At 67.0% G+C, this 21,986-nt stretch carries 21 protein-coding genes; 9 read left to right on the top strand and 12 right to left on the bottom strand.

The window, feature by feature from the left end; translation table 11 throughout:
* Positions 1-391 (top strand): ATP-binding protein (locus BT364_RS25740; RefSeq protein WP_177328221.1); only part of this gene is annotated, 391 nt, incomplete at its 5' end.
* Between the two features lie 274 nt (positions 392-665).
* Here BT364_RS25740 and BT364_RS43260 read toward each other — a convergent pair.
* From BT364_RS43260 to dnaB, 6 genes are all read right to left on the bottom strand, one after another.
* Positions 666-1,130, bottom strand: a complete 465-nt coding sequence (locus BT364_RS43260) for a hypothetical protein (RefSeq protein WP_256260218.1) — start codon at positions 1,128-1,130, stop codon at positions 666-668.
* A 65-nt stretch (positions 1,131-1,195) separates the two neighbouring features.
* A complete protein-coding gene (locus tag BT364_RS43255) occupies positions 1,196-1,783 on the bottom strand; it encodes a P-loop NTPase family protein (protein ID WP_079179624.1) in 588 nt (195 codons plus the stop codon).
* Positions 1,773-3,926, bottom strand: coding sequence for a helix-turn-helix domain-containing protein (locus BT364_RS25730; RefSeq protein WP_072487616.1), 2,154 nt, complete (start codon positions 3,924-3,926; stop codon positions 1,773-1,775). The genes BT364_RS43255 and BT364_RS25730 overlap by 11 nt, the downstream gene beginning before the upstream one ends.
* Positions 3,923-4,651 carry a TnsA-like heteromeric transposase endonuclease subunit gene (locus BT364_RS25725; protein WP_256260217.1) on the bottom strand — a complete coding sequence of 243 codons (729 nt, stop codon included), beginning with the start codon at positions 4,649-4,651 and terminating at the stop codon, positions 3,923-3,925. Before BT364_RS25725 ends, BT364_RS25730 begins: the two co-directional genes overlap by 4 nt.
* 268 nt (positions 4,652-4,919) lie before the next feature.
* Positions 4,920-5,102, bottom strand: coding sequence for a hypothetical protein (locus BT364_RS25720; RefSeq protein ID WP_371268646.1), 183 nt, complete (start codon positions 5,100-5,102; stop codon positions 4,920-4,922).
* A gap of 449 nt (positions 5,103-5,551) precedes the next feature.
* The gene (dnaB, locus tag BT364_RS25715; protein WP_177328225.1) at positions 5,552-7,012 is read right to left on the bottom strand and encodes a replicative DNA helicase; all 1,461 of its coding nucleotides are present in this window, start codon (positions 7,010-7,012) and stop codon (positions 5,552-5,554) included.
* A gap of 477 nt (positions 7,013-7,489) precedes the next feature.
* Here dnaB and BT364_RS25710 point away from each other — a divergent pair, with 477 nt between their 5' ends.
* Complete coding sequence (locus BT364_RS25710) at positions 7,490-8,827, top strand: MATE family efflux transporter (RefSeq protein ID WP_072487613.1); 1,338 nt, start codon at positions 7,490-7,492, stop codon at positions 8,825-8,827.
* Positions 8,828-9,014: 187 nt separating this feature from the next.
* Here BT364_RS25710 and rplI read toward each other — a convergent pair whose 3' ends face one another.
* The 4 genes from rplI to rpsF all read right to left on the bottom strand — a co-directional run bounded on the left by rplI (position 9,015) and on the right by rpsF (position 10,736).
* Positions 9,015-9,461, bottom strand: coding sequence for a 50S ribosomal protein L9 (gene rplI, locus BT364_RS25705; protein ID WP_072487612.1), 447 nt, complete (start codon positions 9,459-9,461; stop codon positions 9,015-9,017).
* A gap of 18 nt (positions 9,462-9,479) precedes the next feature.
* Entirely contained in the window at positions 9,480-9,716 is a 237-nt protein-coding gene (gene rpsR / locus BT364_RS25700; RefSeq protein ID WP_003967857.1) for a 30S ribosomal protein S18, read from the bottom strand.
* A 43-nt stretch (positions 9,717-9,759) separates the two neighbouring features.
* Entirely contained in the window at positions 9,760-10,371 is a 612-nt protein-coding gene (locus BT364_RS25695; RefSeq protein ID WP_072487611.1) for a single-stranded DNA-binding protein, read from the bottom strand.
* A gap of 74 nt (positions 10,372-10,445) precedes the next feature.
* Complete coding sequence (gene rpsF, locus BT364_RS25690) at positions 10,446-10,736, bottom strand: 30S ribosomal protein S6 (RefSeq protein ID WP_072487610.1); 291 nt, start codon at positions 10,734-10,736, stop codon at positions 10,446-10,448.
* Positions 10,737-11,014: 278 nt separating this feature from the next.
* Here rpsF and BT364_RS25685 point away from each other — a divergent pair, with 278 nt between their 5' ends.
* From BT364_RS25685 to BT364_RS25675, 3 genes are all read left to right on the top strand, one after another.
* The gene (locus BT364_RS25685) at positions 11,015-11,329 is read left to right on the top strand and encodes a hypothetical protein (RefSeq protein ID WP_072487609.1); all 315 of its coding nucleotides are present in this window, start codon (positions 11,015-11,017) and stop codon (positions 11,327-11,329) included.
* Positions 11,330-11,592: 263 nt separating this feature from the next.
* Entirely contained in the window at positions 11,593-12,711 is a 1,119-nt protein-coding gene (locus tag BT364_RS25680; RefSeq protein ID WP_072487608.1) for a lipid II:glycine glycyltransferase FemX, read from the top strand.
* Between the two features lie 117 nt (positions 12,712-12,828).
* Complete coding sequence (locus BT364_RS25675; RefSeq protein WP_072487607.1) at positions 12,829-13,860, top strand: alanine racemase; 1,032 nt, start codon at positions 12,829-12,831, stop codon at positions 13,858-13,860.
* A 54-nt stretch (positions 13,861-13,914) separates the two neighbouring features.
* Here the strand turns inward: BT364_RS25675 and BT364_RS25670 are convergent, their stop codons facing one another.
* Together BT364_RS25670 and BT364_RS25665 are read right to left on the bottom strand one after the other, a co-directional pair.
* Complete coding sequence (locus BT364_RS25670) at positions 13,915-15,414, bottom strand: glycosyltransferase family 87 protein (RefSeq protein WP_072487606.1); 1,500 nt, start codon at positions 15,412-15,414, stop codon at positions 13,915-13,917.
* 103 nt (positions 15,415-15,517) lie between these two features.
* Positions 15,518-17,863, bottom strand: a complete 2,346-nt coding sequence (locus tag BT364_RS25665) for a transglycosylase domain-containing protein (protein WP_256260222.1) — start codon at positions 17,861-17,863, stop codon at positions 15,518-15,520.
* Positions 17,864-17,923: 60 nt separating this feature from the next.
* Between BT364_RS25665 and BT364_RS43250 the strand changes: the two genes are divergently transcribed.
* The 4 genes from BT364_RS43250 (at position 17,924) to BT364_RS25650 (ending at position 21,872) form a co-directional block, all read left to right on the top strand.
* The gene (locus BT364_RS43250) at positions 17,924-18,100 is read left to right on the top strand and encodes a hypothetical protein (RefSeq protein ID WP_256260216.1); all 177 of its coding nucleotides are present in this window, start codon (positions 17,924-17,926) and stop codon (positions 18,098-18,100) included.
* A 529-nt stretch (positions 18,101-18,629) separates the two neighbouring features.
* Positions 18,630-19,337 carry a PadR family transcriptional regulator gene (locus BT364_RS25660; protein ID WP_072487604.1) on the top strand — a complete coding sequence of 236 codons (708 nt, stop codon included), beginning with the start codon at positions 18,630-18,632 and terminating at the stop codon, positions 19,335-19,337.
* A gap of 59 nt (positions 19,338-19,396) precedes the next feature.
* Entirely contained in the window at positions 19,397-20,479 is a 1,083-nt protein-coding gene (locus BT364_RS25655) for an inositol-3-phosphate synthase (protein ID WP_072487603.1), read from the top strand.
* Positions 20,480-20,603: 124 nt separating this feature from the next.
* Complete coding sequence (locus tag BT364_RS25650) at positions 20,604-21,872, top strand: MFS transporter (protein WP_072487602.1); 1,269 nt, start codon at positions 20,604-20,606, stop codon at positions 21,870-21,872.
* Positions 21,873-21,986: the final 114 nt, after the last annotated feature.

The raw sequence follows: 21,986 nt of genomic DNA, 5'->3' as shown, positions 1-21,986 counted from the left end.
GGCCGGCTACACGATCTACTTCACGACCCTCGACGACATGGTCCGCCAGCTCAAAGCCGCCGACTCCATCGGCCGCCTGGCCAGCAAACTCCGCACCTACCTACGGCCCAACGTCCTCGTGGTCGATGAGGTCGGATACCTCCCACTGGAACGTGACGAGGCGAACCTCGTCTTCCAGATGCTCTCCAAGCGCTACGAAAAGGGCTCCACCTTGCTGACCTCGAACAAAAGTTTCAGCGAGTGGGGTCAGGTCTTCGGCGACGACGTCCTGGCCACCGCCATCATCGACCGCCTCCTCCACCACTGCGAAATCCTCGCCATCAACGGCGCCAGCTACCGCCTGAAGAACCGCCTCACTGCCATCGAAGGCGGCATCACCGCCGTCAGCTGACACAGTCTCAAGCTCTGTACATCAGCCCGTACATACCTCTGCACTACAGCCCGTACGCCGACAGCGGGCCGAAGGAGCCGGACCCAGTCGCGCGGAATATCGGCTTCTGGTTCCTTCTTGCGCCTTGCTCCGGCATGTCGGGCCAGCCCCAGCTGGGGCAACAGTTCGCCCATAGGCGTGTGGAGCCGGTGTGCCATCGCCTCGAACCACGAGTCGAGTGCCTCTCCTGGAAGTGGCATGACCCTGATGGAGAACGTTCGCAAAGCGGGACGGCTCATGATGCTTTGCATCGCTGCAGTTTGGGGAGGCTGGTCAGCTTGCTGGTCTCGAAGGCCAGTTGCAGCTCTCGGCGTGCCTCGTCGGATGCGGCGTCGTTCTTCACTTGGTCCAGCAGTTCCCTCTCCAGCCGTTCGACGCCGACGCGTACCGCTCTCTGGCAGCTGCGGTTGATCAGCGTCATGAGCGAGCCGATGTGTCCGGTGCTGCGGGCGAAGAGGTAGTCGGACAGGTCGTCCGCGAGCATGCCGGGGTACTTGTTCGCGAGGATGACGCGTTCCTCGATCGCGAGAAGGGTGTCGCGCCATCCACGGCGCCCCTGCTCGGTCCTGATATCGAACGGTTCCATGCCCAGCCGGGTCGTGCGGCGTCCGGTCTGGGCGAGGACTCCGTCCTCGTAGGTTGCTCCCTCGCTGAACAGGCCCCGCTTCTCCAGCCCGACTCCGACCATCAAGAGGGTCACCGGGAATTCGTTGGCGATGTATTTGAAGTGGTTGCTGACCTCGATCCCGCTCTTGTTCCGCCACTTCAGGAAGTGCAGAACAAGACGGAGTCGAGAGCGCGATAACCGAAGTCCGCGGTGGTACCGCGGAAGCGGCCGGGGTGCCCGAAGTACTCCAAGATGGCCCGGTTGAAGTCGCGCATCCCGGTGTTACTGGTCAGACCGACTCGGCAGACGGGCCAGCGCTCATGTCCGTCGTCGGTGTACTGGCCTTCCTCCCGCATGACGCGGCGGTGGAGCTTGCGGGCGAAGGCCAGCACGGCAGTGGTCTTGCCCAGCCCGGGAAAGGCGTCGAGGGCGATCCCGCCCTTGACCTTGTCGCTGTCCTGGTCATTGCTGTCGAAGATGTCCCAGAGGTCTTCGTGCAGGGCCTTCATTTGCGGGGTTCCCAGCGGGCCGAGGTTCGCGTGCCATTTGCGGCGGGCCCGGTTGTACTCGGTCAGCGCTTCGTCGCACAGCTTCTTCAGCTGCCGGTGGGACAAGAGCTCCGGACGGATCCGGCGTGGGGCGCCCGCGAGGCGGGCGAAGCCTTCCTTGCGGGACAGCGTGAGGTGATCCAGCCGGGACCGCAGATCGGCTCCCTCGGCCTGGGCGCAGGTCGGCTTACTCGTCATCGATGTCCTTCAAGGCGGTGGCGTAGAAGTCGAGTTCCTCTTTCAGCTCCTCCAGGCCGTCGGCGTCGTCATCGCCCGCCTCCGGCGCCTGAACCTGGGTGGCCTCGATCGCCGGAGGCGCAGGCTGCTCGGGAAGGGACAGCACCCGGGCAACCGACGGCAGCGAACTGACGGCGTCGGCGCGGGTATTGGGGAGTTCCAGGGCCGCCTGTTCCCGGGAGAGCCGCAGGGCCATCCGCCGCTCGACCAGGGAAGTGCCCAGGCCGAGGTTCCACCGCTTCAGCAGCAAGGCGATGGCGAGCCGGTCGTCAGGATAGGTGTACTCCTTCGCCACCAGGCGCCGGGCGAACTGCAGCGCTTCCTCGCTCAGTGGCATGTCCAGGCTGGGCGCGTGCTCCCACTCAAGGGTGTGCCAGACGCGTTCGTGATCGCGGAAATGAATCCGGGTGGCGTCGTCGGGATCAGCGAAGAACTCCAGCCGCCGCTTGTCCAGGTCAATGTCGGAGCCAGCCATGTCGCGCAGCCCATCGAGACAGTCACCGTTGTAGCGGCGGCCGTTGATCTCGACGCCGTAGGGCTGGACCGTGCGCATCGTGACGTTGAGGAACTCGAAGGCGAGATGCGGGTCGCGGGGCACCTCGATGTAGCCCGCCCGGGCGAGCCCGTGCTCGAACATCCTCGCTGGAGACAGTTCCACCTTCGGCAGGTAGGGGTCGAGCAGTCCTTCATGTGGCGTGCGGTGATAGTCCACTGCGATCCACTCGCGGATGATCGCCTCAAGCTCGTGGTGGAAGAAGAAGGCGTCCTTCTCCGGGTTCAAGCCACGCGAGTGGATGTTGGGGCCCTTGTAGCCGGGCAGCCGCTGTAGCAGGTCCTCCCGCAGGGTTCGGAAAAACCGCTCCACCGGGCCCTTGTCCCGGCCCGTGCGTAGCCTCGCTGGCTGCACCGAGATCCCCATCCGATGACAGACGCTGGTCAGATGCGCTGACAAGTAGATCTTGCCGTGGTCGACGATCAACGTCTCCGGCGCAATCTTCGGCCCCCAGACCCCGGTGACGGACCCGTGGACGGCCTCGGCCTCCACCAGTACCCCGCGGGGAATCCCGTGTTCGGGCCAGGCCGCGTCTTTCGGCCAGCTCTCCGGAGCCGGCTGGGGACGGTAGGCCTGATAGAGCACGGCCGCCGCGTCGATGGCCTTCGTCGACACTGGGGTCACCCGCAGACCGATGATGCAGCGGGTGTACCAGTCCATCGCGACGGTCAGCTCCGCCTGCATCCACCGCAGCGTAACCGGGTCGAGCGCGAACACGTCCAGCCGCGTGGTGTCCATCAGCACGTACTCGCCCGGCCGCGTTGGCCGCAGCTTCCCGTAGACCCCTTTCGGGCGGGAGGCGATATCCCGATTGCGTTGGGTACTGAGCCGGAAGGTCGGATAGCGCCGTTCCAGCTCCTTCATCAACCGATAGCCCGTCGCCTGCGATGGCACAGGCACCTTGACCAGCTTGAACTTCGTCTTGACGCGGGCCTCGACCTCCTCCAGCACTACCTTCACCGAGGGCCGCGACTCTTCCTCGTACTCCTGCAGCACCTCCACCGCCGCTTCGATCCAACGCGGATCAGCACCGCCAAGTCCGTAGTCCGCCTGCGCAGTCTTCGGCACCAGTCCCGCCTCGCCCAGCTCACGGAACGCGCGTGCCCATCGGCGCACCGTCCGCTCGGTCACCCCCAGTTCCGCGGCCTTGGCCTCATACCGGGCCTTCAGAGGCAAGGCAGGGGCGTACTGAGGGCGCGGCTCATCCGGCCGCGCAAGATCCTCGCTGCCGGAGCGGTATCCCGTCACCATCTCCCGGACGTGCTCGGCACGTTCCAGAACCTCCTTCTTCTCATGCTTGGCCAGCCGGTTCAGCACCACGGCCGCGACGTCTTCGTCATCGGCAGAAGACGGGCCCGATCTGTCATGGATCAGTTCGGCTCGATCCGAGGTCAGCAGCTCACGCACCGACATCCGGGCCAGCCGGTCCCGCCCGTCCTTGAGAACGACCTCCATGCCCGTGGCCAGGATGGCGAAATCCAAAACTTCGACCGTCTCACCGTCCAGGCGGAAGTGTGTCCCGACCCCCAGCTTCGTCCCCGCACCACTCATGCAGCCCTCCGCAGCACGTGCCCCGCACTCAGCGGCCGGTCCAACACGGTCGTCACATGACCGGACCACAACAGGTGCAGCACCGCCGACTTCACCAGTGGGCGAGGACAGCCAGGCAGCAGCCGGAAGGCATCTCCCAGCAACATCCCATCCAGATCCGTGGCTCTCAAAGCGCCGATCAGGTCAGGGTCGAACAGCCAATCGCGGCGGTAGCCGGCGAGAAATCTGATGTTCTCCAGCACGGCTGGGTCCTGCTCGCTCCATACCTCGTACCGCCACCCCCGCGAAGTGACCGCCTCCTGTGTCCAAGAGAACGTGAAGGCGACCTCCGGCTTCTTCAACCGGTGGCGCGGCTTGACGTCCACGACCAGTGGACCGGCATCGGTCAGCAGCAGGTAGTCCGGGATGTGTTTGCGGACCTTGCCATCGATGTCGGCCTTGAGCAGGAACGGCTGGGCGACGATGTGCCGCACCTCCGGGGCGAAGTCAGCGAACAACAGCCGACCCAGCTCCAGCCGGGACTCGTAGATCACATGGCCGCGCACGGTCGCCGACCAGTACGTGCCTGAGTAGTGCTGCTGCCCCTTGTACCAGCGAAACGTCCGCCACGGCCGGGCCTCCCGCAGCAGTCCGAGCGGCACCGACTGCCACTCCAGGTTCTCCACCACGGCCTCGTCACCACGCCGGACACTCAGCCGTACCGGCGTGGCCACAGCTGTACTCATCGGACCGACCCCATGTCTTCCGAAGCGGCCCCGCCGGCCGCCGAACACTGGGGTCCTGCCCTAGTCACGCACGCGGAAGACAACGGGGGCAGTCCCGTACACGAAGAGGGGAATCACTCGATCAAGAGGCATTGTCCCGTCGAAGTGCATCTGTCAGATGGCGAGCCGCTGACCTGGTGGGCTGTCACGTCGATTGAGAACGCTGACTCTCAGCGTTCTCAACGGACATGGCTTTCACGGAATCGTTCTGACGGATGGGACGGTTGACTCAGCCGTCTTGCTCTTCAGCGAAGCTGCCCATGGTCTCCCTCAGGCGGCGCCGTGCTGCATCCAGACGCTCCGCGTAGTCAGCAGCGGAGATCCCGGGAAGTGCCTTGTCCAGCGTCCCCGCGAGCTTGTGGATCAGGGCCCACGCGGCCGGGGCGTCGACCAGACGCCTGAGGTCGGTCATCTGGACTCGCTCCAGCCAGTCCGAGAGGACGAGGGCTTCGTCGGGGGTGAGCTTGATGGTGATCTCAGTGGTCGTTTGTTGAACCGCGACGCGCTCGGAGGAGCTTGGTGCTTCCGACTGTCAGAAGCACCGCACCGAGCAGTGCGACCCCAGCACAGAACCAGGCAAGTTCGTCCCATCCGACACTGGGCACCAGGACCGCGAGCGACCCGACTCCGCCGATGAGGCAGAGTGCACCGCCAAGAACTGGTCCACCCGGCCCTGGTGTGGGTGTGTGCTCCCAATCGGTCATGGGGCCAGTATCCCAATACGAACGAGAAGCCGTGAGAATCCGACAGCTTCAGTGCGACAGGACAGGCATGATTCTCACCTCCCTGTCCTATTGGCCACGCGGTGGACATCCCGGATGAGAAAAGGACATGGGATCTGAGAACCTACACCTGCAGCCGTCAGGTCTGCGCCATGTCGACGAAGCGCGAGTAGTGGCCCTGGAAGGCCACCGTGATCGTCGCCGTCGGGCCGTTACGGTGCTTGGCCACGATCAGGTCGGCCTCGCCGGCGCGGGGGGACTCCTTCTCGTACGCGTCCTCACGGTGCAGCAGGATCACCATGTCGGCGTCCTGCTCGATGGATCCCGATTCACGCAGGTCGGAGACCATCGGCTTCTTGTCCGTGCGCTGCTCGGGACCACGGTTCAGCTGGGAGAGCGCGATGACCGGGAGCTGCAGCTCCTTCGCCAGCAGCTTGAGGTTTCGGGACATGTCCGAGACTTCCTGCTGGCGGCTCTCGGCGCGCTTCGAGCCGCCGGACTGCATCAGCTGGAGGTAGTCGATGACCACGAGCTTGAGGTCGTTGCGCTGCTTGAGACGGCGGCACTTCGCCCGGATCTCCATCATGGAAAGGTTCGGGGAGTCGTCGATGTAGAGCGGGGCTGCCGAGACATCCGGCATCCGGCGGGCCAGGCGCGTCCAGTCCTCGTCGGTCATGGTGCCGGAGCGCATGTGGTGCAGCGCCACCCGCGCCTCGGCGGAGAGCAGACGCATCGCGATCTCGTTGCGCCCCATTTCAAGGGAGAAGATCACGCTGGGCAGGTTGCTCTTGATCGAACAGGCCCGGGCGAAGTCGAGGGCCAGCGTGGACTTACCCATGGCGGGACGGGCCGCGATGACGACCATCTGGCCCGGGTGCAGGCCGTTCGTCAGAGCGTCGAGGTCGGTGAAGCCGGTCGGCACCCCGGTCATTTCGCCGCTGCGCGAACCGATCGCCTCGATCTCGTCGAGCGCGCCCTCCATGATGTCGCCGAGCGGCAGGTAGTCCTCGCTGGTGCGCTGCTCGGTGACGGCGTAGATCTCGGCCTGCGCGGAGTTCACGATGTCGTCGACATCGCCGTCGGCCGCGTATCCCATCTGCGTGATCTTCGTGCCGGCTTCGACGAGCCGCCTCAGGACCGCCCGCTCGTGGACGATCTCCGCGTAGTACGAAGCATTGGCCGCGGTCGGCACGGACTGGACGAGGGTGTGCAGATACGGTGCCCCGCCCACCTTGGTGATCTCGCCGCGCTTGACCAGCTCGGCCGCCACCGTGATCGGGTCGGCCGGCTCACCCTTGGCATAAAGGTCGAGGATCGCCTGGTAGACGGTCTCGTGCGCGGGACGGTAGAAGTCGTGGCCCTTGATGATCTCCACGACATCGGCGATGGCGTCCTTGGACAGGAGCATGCCGCCCAGTACCGACTGCTCGGCATCGAGGTCCTGGGGCGGCACCCGCTCGAAACCGGGAGAACCGCCGTCCCATCCGCCGCTCTCCCTTCCGCGCTCGTGCTGCTCGCCGCGGTCCCGGCCTTCACCGCGACGCTGCCGGGAGACGGGCAGACGGTCACTGGGACCGGTCTCGGCCCAGGGGTCGTCCAAAGGCTCGGGAATGCTCACCGGGCCACCTCCTCCCGTCCGCTCCGCGGACCTCGCCATGCCACTCTTTCTTACGGCACAGCACCGACAAACAAGACGCCCGACTCCGGTTCCGGCGCGTCGAGTTCTGCGTGGTTCCAGGACGGAAACGGGGTGCGGGCGCCGGTCCACGGTAGGCCGCTCGGCACCGTCAGCCAATCTGGTTATCCACAGGGCATGTGGACGACCGACCAGATGCTGTGGAGAACTCCGCAGAACCTGTGCACGGAGCGGGGGACAGCACTGTGGACAAACTCATAGGGCCTGGGCCATCACCGCGCTGACCTGGACTTTCCCCATCCACGGGCTGTGGGGGAGAAAAACTTTCCACCTCAGCTCAAGATCACGACAAACAACACACAGGAGAACGCTGAACCCCAGCAAACGTAAGGACCACTAAGCCATTGCATCCATTACCTGTGGAAGATTAGATTGACCCCCATGATCCAGGCCCCGGCACCACCGCCGTCCAGTCGCCGACGGCACGACCGCGAGATCATCTCGCTCGCCGTCCCTGCCTTCGGCGCACTCGTCGCCGAGCCGCTCTTCGTGATGGTCGACAGCGCAATCGTCGGCCATCTCGGCACCCCGCAACTGGCCGGCCTGGCCGTCGCCGCCGCCCTGCTGACCACCGCCGTCAGCATCTTCGTCTTCCTCGCGTACGCCACCACCGCGGCGGTGGCACGACGGGTCGGGGCGGGCGATCTGGCCTCCGCGATCCGGCAGGGCATGGACGGCATCTGGCTGGCACTCCTGCTGGGCGTCGTCGTCATCGCCGTCGCTCTCCCCACGGCCCCCTGGCTGGTGGACGTCTTCGGGGCCTCCGACACGGCGGCCCCCTACGCGACCACGTATCTGAGGATCTCCAGCCTCGGCATCCCGGCCATGCTCGTGGTGATGGCCGCGACCGGTGTCCTCCGCGGCCTGCAGGACACCAGGACTCCGCTGTACGTCGCCGTCGGAGGTTTTGCCGCCAACGGAGCCCTCAACGCGGGACTGGTCTACGGTGCCGGTCTCGGTATCGCCGGATCGGCCTGGGGCACCGTGATCGCACAGGTCTCGATGGCCGCCGCCTATCTGATCGTGGTGGTACGGGGAGCGCGACGGCACGGCGCCTCGCTGCGCCCCGATGCCGCGGGTATCAGGGCCAGCGCCCAGGCAGGCGTTCCACTCCTGGTCCGTACGCTGTCGCTGCGCGCCGTCCTGCTGATCGCCACGGCCGTCGCCGCCCGCCTCGGCGACACCGAGATCGCCGCGCACCAGATCATCCTGTCTCTCTGGAGCCTGATGGCTTTCGCCCTCGATGCCATCGCCATCGCCGGCCAGGCGATCATCGGCCGCTACCTGGGAGCCGATGACGCCACGGGCGCACGCGAGGCATGCCGCCGCATGGTGCAGTGGGGCATCGTTTCCGGGGTGGTGTTCGGGGCACTGATCGTCCTCGCCCGCCCGCTGTTCGTGCCCTTGTTCACCGGAGACCGGTCCGTGCAGGACACCCTTGTCCCGGCGCTGCTGGTGGTCGCGCTGTCCCAGCCGATCGCCGGCGTGGTCTTCGTCCTGGACGGAGTCCTGATGGGTGCCGGTGACGGCCCGTACCTGGCCTGGGCCATGCTCGTCACGCTCGTGGTCTTCGCCCCGGTCGCGCTGCTGGTGCCGGTGATCGGTGGCGGCCTGACGGCGCTGTGGTGGGCGATGACCCTGATGATGGTCGTCCGCCTGGTGACGCTCTGGCTGCGCACCCGCTCCGGCAAGTGGATCGTCACCGGGGCCACACGCTGAGCCACCGGCCGTTGCCCCGTTTCACGTGAAACCGTGAATCCGTGAAACCGGGCAAAGGAGGCCGGAGCAACGAGGCAACGAGGCAACGGAGAGGCCATGAAACCCGGCCAGGGCCGCGCGGCCAGAAACGACGAAGGGCCGCACCCCGCGGGGTGCGGCCCTTCAGCTGCTCAGGTGAGCTGTGCCCTTAGGCAGCAACGACCTCGATGCCGAGGTTCGCAGCGACCTCGGGGTGCAGACGCACGGACACCTGGTGTCCGCCGAGCGTCTTGATCGGCGAGCCGAGCTCGACGCGACGCTTGTCGACGTCGGGGCCACCGGCGGCCTTGATCGCCGAGGCGATGTCGGCCGGGGTCACGGAGCCGAAGAGACGGCCGGCGTCGCCGGAGCGAACGGCCAGACGGACCTTCACGGCCTCGAGCTTGGTCTTGATCTCGTTGGCCTGCTCGATCGTGGCGATCTCGTGGATCTTGCGGGCGCGGCGGATCTGCGCCACGTCCTTCTCGCCACCCTTGGTCCAGCGGATGGCAAAGCCACGCGGAACCAGGTAGTTACGGGCGTACCCGTCCTTGACGTCGACGACGTCGCCCGCAGCACCGAGGCCGGAGACCTCGTGGGTGAGGATGATCTTCATGATTCGGTCACCCTTCCCTTATCGCGCGGTGGACGTGTAGGGCAGCAGCGCCATCTCACGGCTGTTCTTGACTGCCGTGGCGACGTCACGCTGGTGCTGCGTGCAGTTGCCGGTCACGCGGCGGGCACGGATCTTGCCGCGGTCGGAAATGAACTTCCGCAGCATGTTCGTGTCCTTGTAGTCCACGTACTGGGTCTTGTCCTTGCAGAACGCGCAGACCTTCTTCTTAGGCTTGCGCACAGGCGGCTTCGCCATGGTGTTTCTCCTGTGTGATCAAGAAGTGGGGGTACGAGCTGCCCTAGAAGGGAGGCTCGTCCGAGTAGCCGCCGCCGGAGCCGCCGGAGCCGCCGGAGCTTCCGCCCCAGCCGCCTCCGCCGCCCTGCTGGCCCCCGCCCTGCTGACCGCCGGACGGCGCACTCGTGGCCCACGGGTCGTCGGCGGGAGCGCCGCCACCACCCTGCTGGCCACCACCGGGACCGCCGCCCCAGTTGCCGCCGCCCTGCTGGCCGCCGCCGTATCCACCCTGGCCGCCCTGGCCACCGCGACCGGTGGTCTTGGTGACCTTGGCCGTGGCGTTCTTCAGGCTGGGGCCGACTTCCTCGACATCCAGCTCGTAGACCGTGCGCTTGACGCCCTCGCGGTCTTCGTACGACCGCTGCTTCAGCCGGCCCTGCACGACGACGCGCATGCCTCGCTGGAGCGACTCGGCGACGTTCTCCGCCGCCTGCCGCCAGACCGAGCAGGTGAGGAACAGGCCTTCGCCGTCCTTCCACTCATTGGTCTGCCGGTCGAAGATGCGGGGAGTGGACGCGACACGGAACTTCGCGACCGCCGCACCGGACGGGGTGAAGCGCAGCTCGGGGTCGTCGACGAGATTGCCGACGACCGTGATGACGGTCTCGCCTGCCATGGATGAACCTCTCGGCGGGGATTGCTTCTGGCTGCTTGCTGCTACTCGAACCCGATGACCACTGAGCTAGATGCTCAGTGGGACTCGGGACGGAGGACCTTGGTCCGGAGGACCGACTCGTTCAGGTTCATCTGGCGGTCGAGCTCCTTGACGACCGCAGGCTCGGCCTGCAGGTCGATGACCGAGTAGATGCCCTCGGGCTTCTTCTTGATCTCGTAAGCGAGACGACGACGGCCCCAGGTGTCGACCTTCTCGACCTTTCCGTTGCCCTCACGGACGACGGAGAGGAAGTTCTCGATCAGCGGGGAGACAGCGCGCTCCTCGAGATCGGGGTCGAGGATGACCATCACCTCGTAGTGACGCATGTGGAACCCACCTCCTTTGGACTCAGCGGCCACGGTCGTTCCGTGGCAGGAGGGTCGTGATGCGTGAGCATCAGTGTCTCCGAGTAGAACAGCCGCCACTGACAACACCCTCCATCGAGAGGGGGCCGACGTGCTGGTCCGGGCAGACACCGGTGCAGACCGTACAGAGTACCCGCACACCCGCTTCCGGTTGAAATCCGGTGCTCAGGAGACGCAATCTGGACACATCGGGTGTGACCGGCGCCACCGCGCGCCCCATTTCGGCCAGGAGGTACTCCATGGCACAGGCAATACGACCCCGTCCCCCCGTCTCCCTTCTCGCCACGGACGGCAAGCCCCATCCCCGCCAGGAGGTCCTGGTGGCGGTGACGCTGATCCTCGGTGCGCTCGCCTTCGTGACAGCGATGTTCCACAACCTGCATCTGATCAGCTCGTGGGCCGGACTCATCGGGATCCTCACGGGTGCGTACGGGCAGTACATCTCGGTGACCACGCGTGAACGGTTCCCGCTGATCATCGGCATGGGCGCAGCCGCCATCGGCTTCTTCCTGGGCATGGCCCACGGCGGCCTCTTCGGCGGCGTGGTGGGCTGACGCACGGCGGACAGCAGGTGATCCCCGTCCGGTAGCAGGACGGACGGAACGGCGCGAGGACCCACACAGGGACCTCGCGCCGTTCCTCGTGCCAGGGACCTCGCGCCCCTGCCCGTGGGGGACACGGAAACCCGGGGCGCGGCGGTGGCCGGGCGGCAAGGTCCCATAGGGCCAGACGGCGTGCTGGTCGGTCACAGTAGGCTTCGGCGCGAGAGCCGGAGCCCCTGGACCGATGGGGACACACCTGCCGAGGAGCGCCCCGCATGAGCCTGACCCTGAGGACCATCAGCCGAGAGCAGCATCTGGCATACATCCAGAGTCTGCCTGCGGCGAGTCACATGCAGGTCCCGGCATGGGCTGATGTGAAGGCGGAGTGGCGCTCGGAGAGCCTCGGCTGGTTCGACAAGAGCGGACAGCTCGTCGGCGCCGGCCTGGTGCTCTACCGGCAGTTGCCCAAGATCAAGCGCTATCTCGCCTATCTGCCCGAGGGCCCGGTCATCAACTGGTTCGCCCCGAACCTGGACGACTGGCTGCGGCCGATGCTGGCGCATCTCAAGCAGCAGGGCGCCTTCTCCGTGAAGATGGGCCCGCCGGTCATCATCCGTCGCTGGGACGCGCCCGCCATCAAGTCGGGCATCCAGGACCCGGAAGTGAAGCGTCTGCGCGACGTCGAGGCCACCCACATCGAGCCGCGCGCCTTCGAAGTGGCGGACCGGCTGCGGAAGATGGGATGGCAGCAGGGCGAGGACGGCGGCGCCGGTTTCGGTGACGTGCAGCCGCGCTACGTCTACCAGGTGCCGCTGGCGAATCGTTCGCTCGAAGACGTCCACAAGGGCTTCAACCAGCTGTGGCGACGCAACATCAAGAAGGCCGAGAAGGCCGGCGTCGAGGTCGTCCAGGGCAGCTACGCCGAGCTCGACGAATGGCAGCGGCTGTATGAGATCACGGCGGAGCGCGACCACTTCCGGCCGCGTCCGCTGGGCTACTTCCAGCGCATGTGGACGGCCCTCAACACCGAGGACCCCAACCGGATGCGGCTGTATTTCGCCCGGCACGAGGGCGAGAACGTCGCGGCCGCGACCATGCTGATCGTCGGCGGGCACGTCTGGTACTCGTACGGCGCGTCCGCCAACCACAAGCGCGAGGTCCGGCCCTCGAACGCGATGCAGTGGCGGATGCTGCGCGACGCGTACGCCATGGGGGCCACCGTCTACGACCTGCGCGGCATCTCCGACTCGCTGGACGAGACCGACCATCTCTTCGGTCTGATCCAGTTCAAGGTCGGCACCGGCGGACAGGCGGCCGAGTACCTCGGCGAGTGGGACTTCCCGCTCAACAAGCTGCTGCACAAGGCGCTCGACATCTACATGTCGCGCCGCTGATACGCCTCGTCCGATACGCGTCGTCCCGGTGACGAAACCGGCTTCATTGGTTTCAATGGGGACTTCGGCTCCACACACCTCCCACACAGCAGCCACCAGAAGGGTTCCGGACCGGCCATGGCGCTCTCCCTCTACGTCGACACCGCGCGCTGGCGGGCGCACCAGAAATCCGTCCTCGACCAGTTCCCGGGCCTCGTCCCGGTCTGCAAGGGCAACGGATACGGCTTCGGCCACGAGCGGCTGGCCGACGAGGCAATCCGCTTCGGCTCCGACATGCTCGCCGTCGGAACCACCTACGAGGCGGCCCGCATCAAGGACTGGTTCAGCGGCGACCTCCTGGTCCTCACCCCGTTCCGCCGGGGCGAGGAGCCGGTGCCGCTGCCCGACCGCGTCATCCGGTCCGTGTCCTCCGTGGACGGCGTGCACGCTCTGGTGGGCGCCCGGGTCGTCATCGAGTGCATGAGCTCGATGAAACGCCACGGCGTCAAGGAGGAGGAGCTCGGGCAGCTGCACGCGGCCATCGAGGACGTACGGCTCGAAGGCTTCGCCCTGCACCTTCCGCTGGACCGCACGGACGGCTCGGACGCGGTCGAGGAGGTCATCGGCTGGATGGACCGGCTGCGCGCGGCCCGGCTGCCGCTGCACACCATGTTCGTCAGCCATCTGCGCGCCGAGGAGCTGGGCCGGCTCCAGCAGCAGTTCCCGCAGACCCGTTTCCGCGCCCGCATCGGGACCCGCCTGTGGCTCGGCGACCACGAGGCGACGGAGTACCGGGGTTCCGTCCTGGACGTCACGCGGGTGGTCAAGGGCGACCGCTTCGGCTACCGCCAGCAGAAGGCCGCCTCGGACGGCTGGCTGGTGGTCGTCGCCGGTGGTACGTCGCACGGCGTGGGCCTGGAGGCCCCGAAGGCCCTGCACGGTGTGATGCCGCGCGCCAAGGGGGTCGCCCGCGCGGGCCTGGCCACCGTCAACCGCAACCTGTCGCCGTTCGTCTGGGCGGGCAAGCAGCGCTGGTTCGCCGAGCCGCCGCACATGCAGGTGTCGATCCTGTTCGTCCCGTCGGATGCCCAGGAGCCGAAGGTCGGCGACGAGCTGGTGGCCCATCTGCGCCACACGACCACCCAGTTCGACCGCCTCGTCGACCGCTAGCCCGTCGACCGCCAGGACGGCGCCGGGTCTCTCCGGACGGGAGGGACCCGGCCCTCAGTCGGCGACCGGGTCGCGCCCCGCGCCCCACTCCACCCGCGGCCCTTCCACCGCGGCGTGGGCGTGGCGCGGCGGATGCGCCGCCCGCCCCAGCACGAACGCGTCCGGGGCCCCGTCGAGCACCCCGCCGGACGGATCGTCCGACCCGTCGCGCCGTACGACGTCCCGCTCCGGCATGAGGATGTCCCGTACGACCACGGCACACAGGTACAGCGTGCCCAGCAGATGCAGGGCGATCGCCAGCTGGTACCCCTCCGTGGGCAGCCCCTGGTGCTTGTCCCCGCTGGTCGTGTACGCGAGGTACATCCAGATCCCCAGGAAGTACATGACCTCGCACGCCTGCCAGATCAGGAAGTCGCGCCAGCGCGGCCGGGCCAGGGCGGCCAGGGGAATCAGCCACAGCACGTACTGCGGCGAGTAGACCTTGTTGACGAGGATGAACGCCGCGACGACGAGAAAGGCCAGCTGGGCGAGGCGCGGTCGGCGCGGCGCCATCAGGGTGAGCGCGCCGATGGCCGCACACAGCAGGACCGTCGTCAGGGTCGAGACGGTGTTGACGGTCGAGACCTCGATGCTCTCGCCGGTGCGCTGGGTGATGATCAGCCAGAAGGAGCCGAAGTCGATGCCCCGTTCCTCGCTGAACGTGTAGAACTTCTTCCAGCCGTCGGGGGCGAGCGCCATCACCGGCAGATTCACCACCAGCCAGGACACCACCGCCCCGAGCGTCGCCATGCCGAACTCCCGCCATTTGCCCGCCCGCCAGCACAGGACGAACACCGGCCCCAGCAGGAACACGGGGTAGAGCTTGGCGGCCGTGGCGAGCCCGATGAGGATGCCGAACGCCAGCACCCGTCCCCGGGACCACATGAGCATCGCGGCGGCCGTCAGCGCAACGGCCAGCAGGTCCCAGTTGATCGTGGCGGTGAGCGCGAAGGCCGGCGCGAGGGCGACCAGCAGCCCGTCCCAGGGGCGGCGCCGGTGGGTGCGGGCGGCACAGACGGCGATGATCACGGCGCAGATCATCAGCATGCCCGCGTTGACCATCCAGTACATCTGCTCGCGGTGCTGGAGGGAGCCGCCGGGCGTCAGCCAGGAGGCGACCTGCATGAACACGCCCGTCAGAACGGGGTACTCCAGGTACTGCATGTCGCCGGCCAGCCGGTCGAAGTACGGCACGAGGCCGTCGGAGAACCCACGTGCGGCGAAGAGGTGCGGAATGTCCGAGTAACAGGCGTGCGTGTACTGCGAACCCGCGCCCCTGAACCAGGCCCAGTTGTAGCAGGGCAGCTTCTGCACCATGCCCAGCGCGAACATCCCGAGAGCCACCAGGGCGACGACGCCCACGGGGGTGAGCGCCGTGCTGCCGAGCCGGGTCCAGCGCCCCGACCGGCCGCCGATCAGCTCGCTGCCGGCCTCGGCGACCTCGTCCTGGTGCGTGGGCCGCACGACGGACCGTTCCTGGTGCTGGTGCACGCTCGTGTCTTCTGCGCTTGGCATGCCGCTCATCCTGCCGTACGGGGCTGTGGAAACGACGAGGGCCGCCGCACCGTGTGGTGCGGCGGCCCTCATGACCGGGTCGGCCCACCGGGCCGTGCGGACGCTATCCGGCCGGCCCGCCGAAGATTGCGCCGCTGCCGTTCCCGCCGTTCCCGTTCCCGTTCCCCCCGTTCCCGTTCCCTCCGGTCGGTGGCTGGGGGGTCGTCGACGGGCTGCTGCCACCACCGGTGGCTCCGCCGTTCGCGCCGGTATTGGTCCCGCCGTTGTTGTGCTGGCAGTCCCAGTCCCACGTACCGCAGGTCTCGGTGGGGGGGCCGGTCGGCGACGGGGTCGTGGGCATCGAGGGCGACTCGGTCACCGACATGGACGGCGACGGGGTCGTCGTGGCGGAGGGCGTCGGCTTGGGGCTCTGCGCACCGCCGCCGTAGACCTTGTCACCGATCGGCCCGGGCTCCGGGAAGGTCAGTGCCGGCTTCCCCTTCAGCGCACCCGCCATGTAGTCGTGCCAGATCTGGGCCGGGAACGACGCACCGTGGATCGTCTGCTCGCCACCCGTGCCGTACATCTTCTCGAACTTGCGGTTTTTGTTCGTCGCATCGTCGTCGAGCCGGTACATGCTGATGGCCGTGGACAGCTGCGGCGTGTAGCCGACGAACCAGGCCGACTTGTTGTCGTCCGTCGTACCGGTCTTGCCGGCCACGTCCCGGCCGGGGAGCTGGGCGGGGGTACCGGTCCCCTTCTCGACGACGTTCTTCAGGACGTCGGTGACGTTGTCCGCGATCGCGGCATCGAAGGCGCGCTTGGGGGCTTCCTTGTGCCGGTAGATCAACTTGCCCTCGTGCTTCACCTGGGAGACCGAGTAGGGCTCGCGCCGCATACCGCTGTCGGCGAAGGTCGCGTACGCGCCGGCCATGCGGATCGCACTGGGCGAGGACGTACCGATGGAGAACGACGGCACATGCGAATCCGCCATGTTGTTGTCGTCCTTCAGCCCCGCGGCGATGGCGATGTCCTTCACCTTGTCGGTGCCGACGTCCATGCCGAGCTGTACGTACGGGGAGTTGGCGGACCACTGCATCGCCTCGCGAAGGGTGATGTTGCCCCGCGACTCATTGCCGTCGTTGGCCTGCAGCCACTCCTTGCCGTTCTCGTCGGTCCAGATCTCGCCGTTGTACTTCTTGATCTTCAGCTTGTCATCGGCGTTGTAGATGCTGAGCGGCGAGACCTTCGTACGCCCAGACAGGCCCTGGTCCTCCGGGAGTTCGGGGTTCCGCTTGCCGTACTCCATCGCCGCCGCCAGTACGAACGGCTTGAAGGTCGAACCGACCTGCGCACCGGTGGGGTCGGCGTTGTTGGTGAAGTGCTTGGTCGCGTCCTGACCGCCGTAGATCGCCACGATGGCCCCGGTCTTGGGATCCACCGAGCCGCCGCCGAACTGGACGTGGGTGTCCGTCTTCGGCCGCTGCTTCGGCTTGATCTTGCTGTCGTAGACCTTTTGGACCGCGTCGTTGAGCTCCTGGACCTTCTTCTCGTTGAAGGTGGTCTTGATCTGGTAGCCGCCCTGGGCCAGCATCTCCGCCGTGACGCCCTCGGTGTTGTTGGCAAGGAAGTACTTCTTGGCCAGGTCGACCAGGTAACCGGTCTGACCGCCCAGCTGAGCGTTCTTCTTCAGCGGGAGGGGGTCCGGGAACTTGGTGTACTTGTCCCGCTCCGCCTTCGTGAGGCGCCCGTCCTTCACCTCTTCGTCGAGGATCCACTTCCAGCGCTTCTCGGCCCGCTCGGCGTTCAGCTTCGCCGTCGCCTGCTCGGGATCGACGTCGGGGGCGCCCGCCGGGTCGTAGTAGGACGCGCCCTTGAGCAGCGTGGCCAGGAACGCGCACTCGCTCGGATCCAGGTCGACGGCGTCCTTGCCGTAGTACGTACGGGCCGCCGCCTGGATCCCCGAAGCACCTCGCCCGTAGTACGAGACGTTGAGGTAGTCGGTGATGATGTCGTTCTTCTTCATCTTGTTGGTGACCTTGAGCGTGATGAAGAGTTCCTGGAACTTCCGGCTCAAGGTCTGTTCCTGCGACAGACGCGAGTTCTTCACATACTGCTGGGTGATCGTCGAACCGCCCTGGGTCTCACCACCGGTGGCCATGTTGAACAGGGCCCGGGCGATGCCCATGGGGTCGATGCCCTTGTCGTGCTCGAAGGTCTTGTTCTCGGCGGAGATGACGGCGTTCCGCATCGCATCGGGAATCTGCGCATAGGTGATGAGCTGGCGGTTCACCTCGCCACCGGTGGCGACCATCTGCGAGCCGTCGTCCCACAGGTAGACGTTGTTCTGCGCCTTTGCGGCTTTCTGCACGTCGGGCAGGCCGACCGTCGCGTACGCGATGCCGCCGATGCCCATCAGCAGGCCGAGGAAGCCGATACAGAGGCCGGAGACCAGCTTCCACGACGGCATCCAGCGCCGCACGCCGTACTTCCCGGCGCGCGGGTAGTCGATGAAGCGTTTCTTGGCAGGGTGCTGGCCTGCGCGGCCACGTCCCCTGCCGGGGCCCTCGTGGCCGCCGTCGCCACCGCCACCGCGGCGGCGTCCACCGCCACCACCACCGCGGCCCGCGCCGCCGCGCTGAGCGGCTCGTCGCGCCGCCGCGCGCCCGCCGTACGGGCTGTCCCCACCATTCGAATCAGAAGGTGATTCGGAAGTTACTCCATGTGACGGAGCAGCGCGGCGTCCTGAGGACTGCTGGGCGGCTCGTCTGGTCGCTGCACGCCCGCCACCTTGCGGTTGCGGCGTTTTGCGACGGTGCTCGCTCATCGAACGACTACTCCTCGGGCAGGCGAAAACGCCTGGAAGCGGCAGTTGAGATCCGGTCCCCCCGAATTACGGACCAGCCCTGCGACAGGCTCGTCCGCCATGCCTCCGGCTGGTCCGCGAAGACTGACGCGCGCGGGCGTCACGCGGTTCCCGGTGGTCTGCATGCCGCACAGACTACGCACGGTCAAAACCCTCCTAGGGCCGAACTTCACCTCAAACAACGCAAGTCGGTGCCTATGAATTCACGATGTGACGCCGTTCACGATGGCCCCTCTTGTCGCATCGCTGCGACCGATCTATCGTCATGATGTATCGAGTCGATACATCAGCTCGGTACATCAGCCCGGCACAGGGCTCCGCAGGAGCCCTTGGACGCACTCGGACGCACTCGGAGAAGGAGGGGGCGAAGTTGAGCAGACGCTCCGGCATCCTCGAATTCGCCGTTCTCGGCCTGCTCCGCGAGTCCCCGATGCACGGCTACGAGCTGCGCAAGCGCCTCAACACCTCGTTGGGGATCTTCCGCGCCTTCAGCTACGGCACCCTCTATCCCTGCCTCAAGACGCTGGTCGCCAACGGCTGGTTGATCGAGGAGCCGGGGGCCGCCCCTGCCGACCTTCCGCCCACCACCGGCCGTGCCGTCGCCCCCGCCTCGTCGCTGGCCGGGCGCCGCGCCAAAATCGTCTACCGGCTGACGGCGGAAGGTAAGGAGCACTTCGAGGAGCTGCTCTCGCACACCGGCCCCGACTCCTGGGAGGACGAGCACTTCGCAGCCCGTTTCGCCTTCTTCGGGCAGACGGAGCACGAGGTGCGGATGCGAGTGCTGGAAGGCCGGCGCAGCCGGCTGGAGGAGCGGCTGGAGAAGATGCGGGCCTCTCTGGCCCGCACCCGCGAGCGCCTCGACGACTACACGCTTGAGCTGCAGCGACACGGCATGGAGTCCGTGGAGCGCGAAGTGCGCTGGCTGAACGAGCTCATCGAGAGCGAGCGGTCGGGACGGGATCAGCAACGGTCCTCGCCCGGGGGCGAAGCTCAGCAGAACACAGCAGGAGAGACGGGCGGCCTGCCCCGGCGCCGGGGTGACACCCCGCCGGATCCGTCCGACGACACCGCAAAGTGAGGTCCCCGCAGATCCGCGGGGCCTTCGGGAACATCCAAAACACACAGGGAGCAACCGGAATGGGTTCGGTTCGCGTAGCCATCGTCGGCGTGGGCAACTGCGCCGCCTCGCTGGTCCAGGGCGTCGAGTACTACAAGGACGCCGATCCGGCCGGCAGGGTGCCCGGTCTGATGCACGTCCAGTTCGGCGACTACCACGTGCGGGACGTCGAGTTCGTCGCCGCCTTCGACGTCGACGCGAAGAAGGTCGGTCTCGACCTCGCGGACGCCATCGGTGCCAGCGAGAACAACACCATCAAGCTCTGCGACGTGCCGAACTCCGGCGTCACCGTCCAGCGCGGCCACACCCACGATGGTCTCGGCAAGTACTACCGCCAGACCATCGAGGAGTCGACCGAGGCCCCGGTAGACATCGTCCAGGTCCTCAAGGACCGCAAGGTCGACGTTCTCGTCTGCTACCTGCCCGTCGGCTCCGAGGTCGCCGCGAAGTTCTACGCGCAGTGCGCCATCGACGCCAAGGTCGCGTTCGTCAACGCTCTCCCGGTCTTCATCGCCGGCACCAAGGAGTGGGCGGACAAGTTCACCGAGGCCGGTGTCCCGATCGTCGGCGACGACATCAAGTCGCAGGTCGGCGCCACCATCACGCACCGTGTGATGGCGAAGCTCTTCGAGGACCGGGGTGTCATCCTGGACCGCACGATGCAGCTGAACGTCGGCGGCAACATGGACTTCAAGAACATGCTCGAGCGTGAGCGCCTGGAGTCCAAGAAGATCTCCAAGACGCAGGCCGTCACCTCCCAGATCCGGGACCGCGAGCTCGGCGAGAACAACGTCCACATCGGCCCGTCGGACTACGTCGCGTGGCTGGACGACCGCAAGTGGGCGTACGTGCGCCTCGAGGGCCGCGCCTTCGGTGACGTTCCGCTGAACCTGGAGTACAAGCTCGAGGTCTGGGACTCCCCGAACTCTGCCGGTGTCATCATCGACGCCCTGCGCGCCGCGAAGATCGCCAAGGACCGTGGCATCGGTGGCCCGATCCTCTCCGCGTCCTCGTACTTCATGAAGTCCCCGCCGGTCCAGTACTTCGACGACGAGGCCCGCGAGAACGTCGAGAAGTTCATCCGCGGCGAGGTCGCCAACTGACGCAGCCGGACACGGCACGTCCATGCGGCCTGGTGCCGAGCGGTAACGCTCTTCCCCTTCCGCACTGTTGAGGGTCCCCGGGCAACCTGCCCGGGGACCCTCAACGTATGTGACTCTTGATCGTATGGCCGTCGTGGGTGATCTGCGCGTTCTTCTGCGCCTTCGGAACTTCCGTCGTCTGCTGGCCGTACGACTCCTCTCCCAGTCGGCCGACGGTGTCTTCCAGGTGGCGCTGGCGGCTCACGTCGTCTTCTCGCCGGAGAAGCAGGCTTCGGCAGGGGCCATCGCCTCCGCGATGGCGGTGCTGCTGCTGCCCTACTCGCTCATCGGGCCCTTTGCCGGCGTCCTGCTGGACCGCTGGCCGCGCCGCCAGGTCTTTCTGTACGGGAACCTGCTGCGCGCCGCGTTCGCCTGCTGCACGGCGCTCCTCATCCTCGGCTCCGTACCCGACTGGCTCTTCTACGCCTCGGCGCTGTGCGTCACCGCGGTCAACCGCTTCGTCCTGGCCGGTCTCTCGGCCGCGCTGCCGCGTGTCGTCGACAGCGACCGGCTGGTCCTGGCCAACTCGCTCTCACCGACCGCCGGAACGCTCGCGGCCACGGCGGGCGGCGGCCTCGCCTTCGTCGTACGGCTGCTGCTCGCGGACTCCGATGCCGCGGTGGTACTGCTGAGCGCGGCGCTCTATCTCGCTTCGGCACTGGCCTCCCTGGCCCTTGCCACCGGACTCCTGGGGCCGGATCGGGACGGAGACCGGATCGAGCTGAGAAGAGCCCTGGCCATCACCGCACGGGGGCTGACCGAAGGGTTGCGTCATCTGGCCGAGCGGAAGCAGGCCACCCGGGTGCTGGTTGCCATGACCGTGATGCGCTTCTGCTACGGAGCGCTGACCGTGATGGTGCTGATGCTGTGCCGGTACGCCTGGTCCGACAGCGAGTTCGAGGGCCTGGCGCTCCTCGGGCTGGCCGTGGCGGTCTCAGGTGCGGGGTTCTTCGCTGCGGCCGTACTGACGCCCTGGGCGGTGGGCCTGCTCGGCCGGTTCCGCTGGATGGCGGTGTGCGCGGCGGGGGCCGCCGTCCTCGAACCCGCGCTGGGGCTGTGGTTCGTCCCCCTACCGATACTGGTTGCGGCGTTCGTCCTCGGGCTGGTCACCCAGGGGGCGAAGATCGCGACCGACACGGTGGTGCAGACCGCGGTGAAGGACTCCTTCCGTGGCCGCGCCTTCTCCCTCTACGACGTGCTGTTCAACGTTGCTTTCGTGGGAGCCGCCGCAGTCTCCGCCCTGATGCTGCCTCCTGATGGGCGATCGGTCGTGGTGGTGATCGGGGTGGCGGTTCTCTACGCGGTCGTCGCAGTGCTGATGTTCCGGTGGGAGCGCACCGGAGAGACTCACTAGCGTCCCGGGCACGGCAGAGCGAAGGGCGCTGTTTCACGTGAAACAGCGCCCTTCGCCGGAGCGGGGTGAGGAACGGGGTCATGTTTCACGTGAAACATGACCCCGTTCCTCATG

Source organism: Streptomyces atratus (assembly GCF_900119365.1).
Lineage (GTDB): Bacteria > Actinomycetota > Actinomycetes > Streptomycetales > Streptomycetaceae > Streptomyces > Streptomyces atratus_B.
This window is presented reverse-complemented; position numbering and strand designations above follow the sequence as displayed.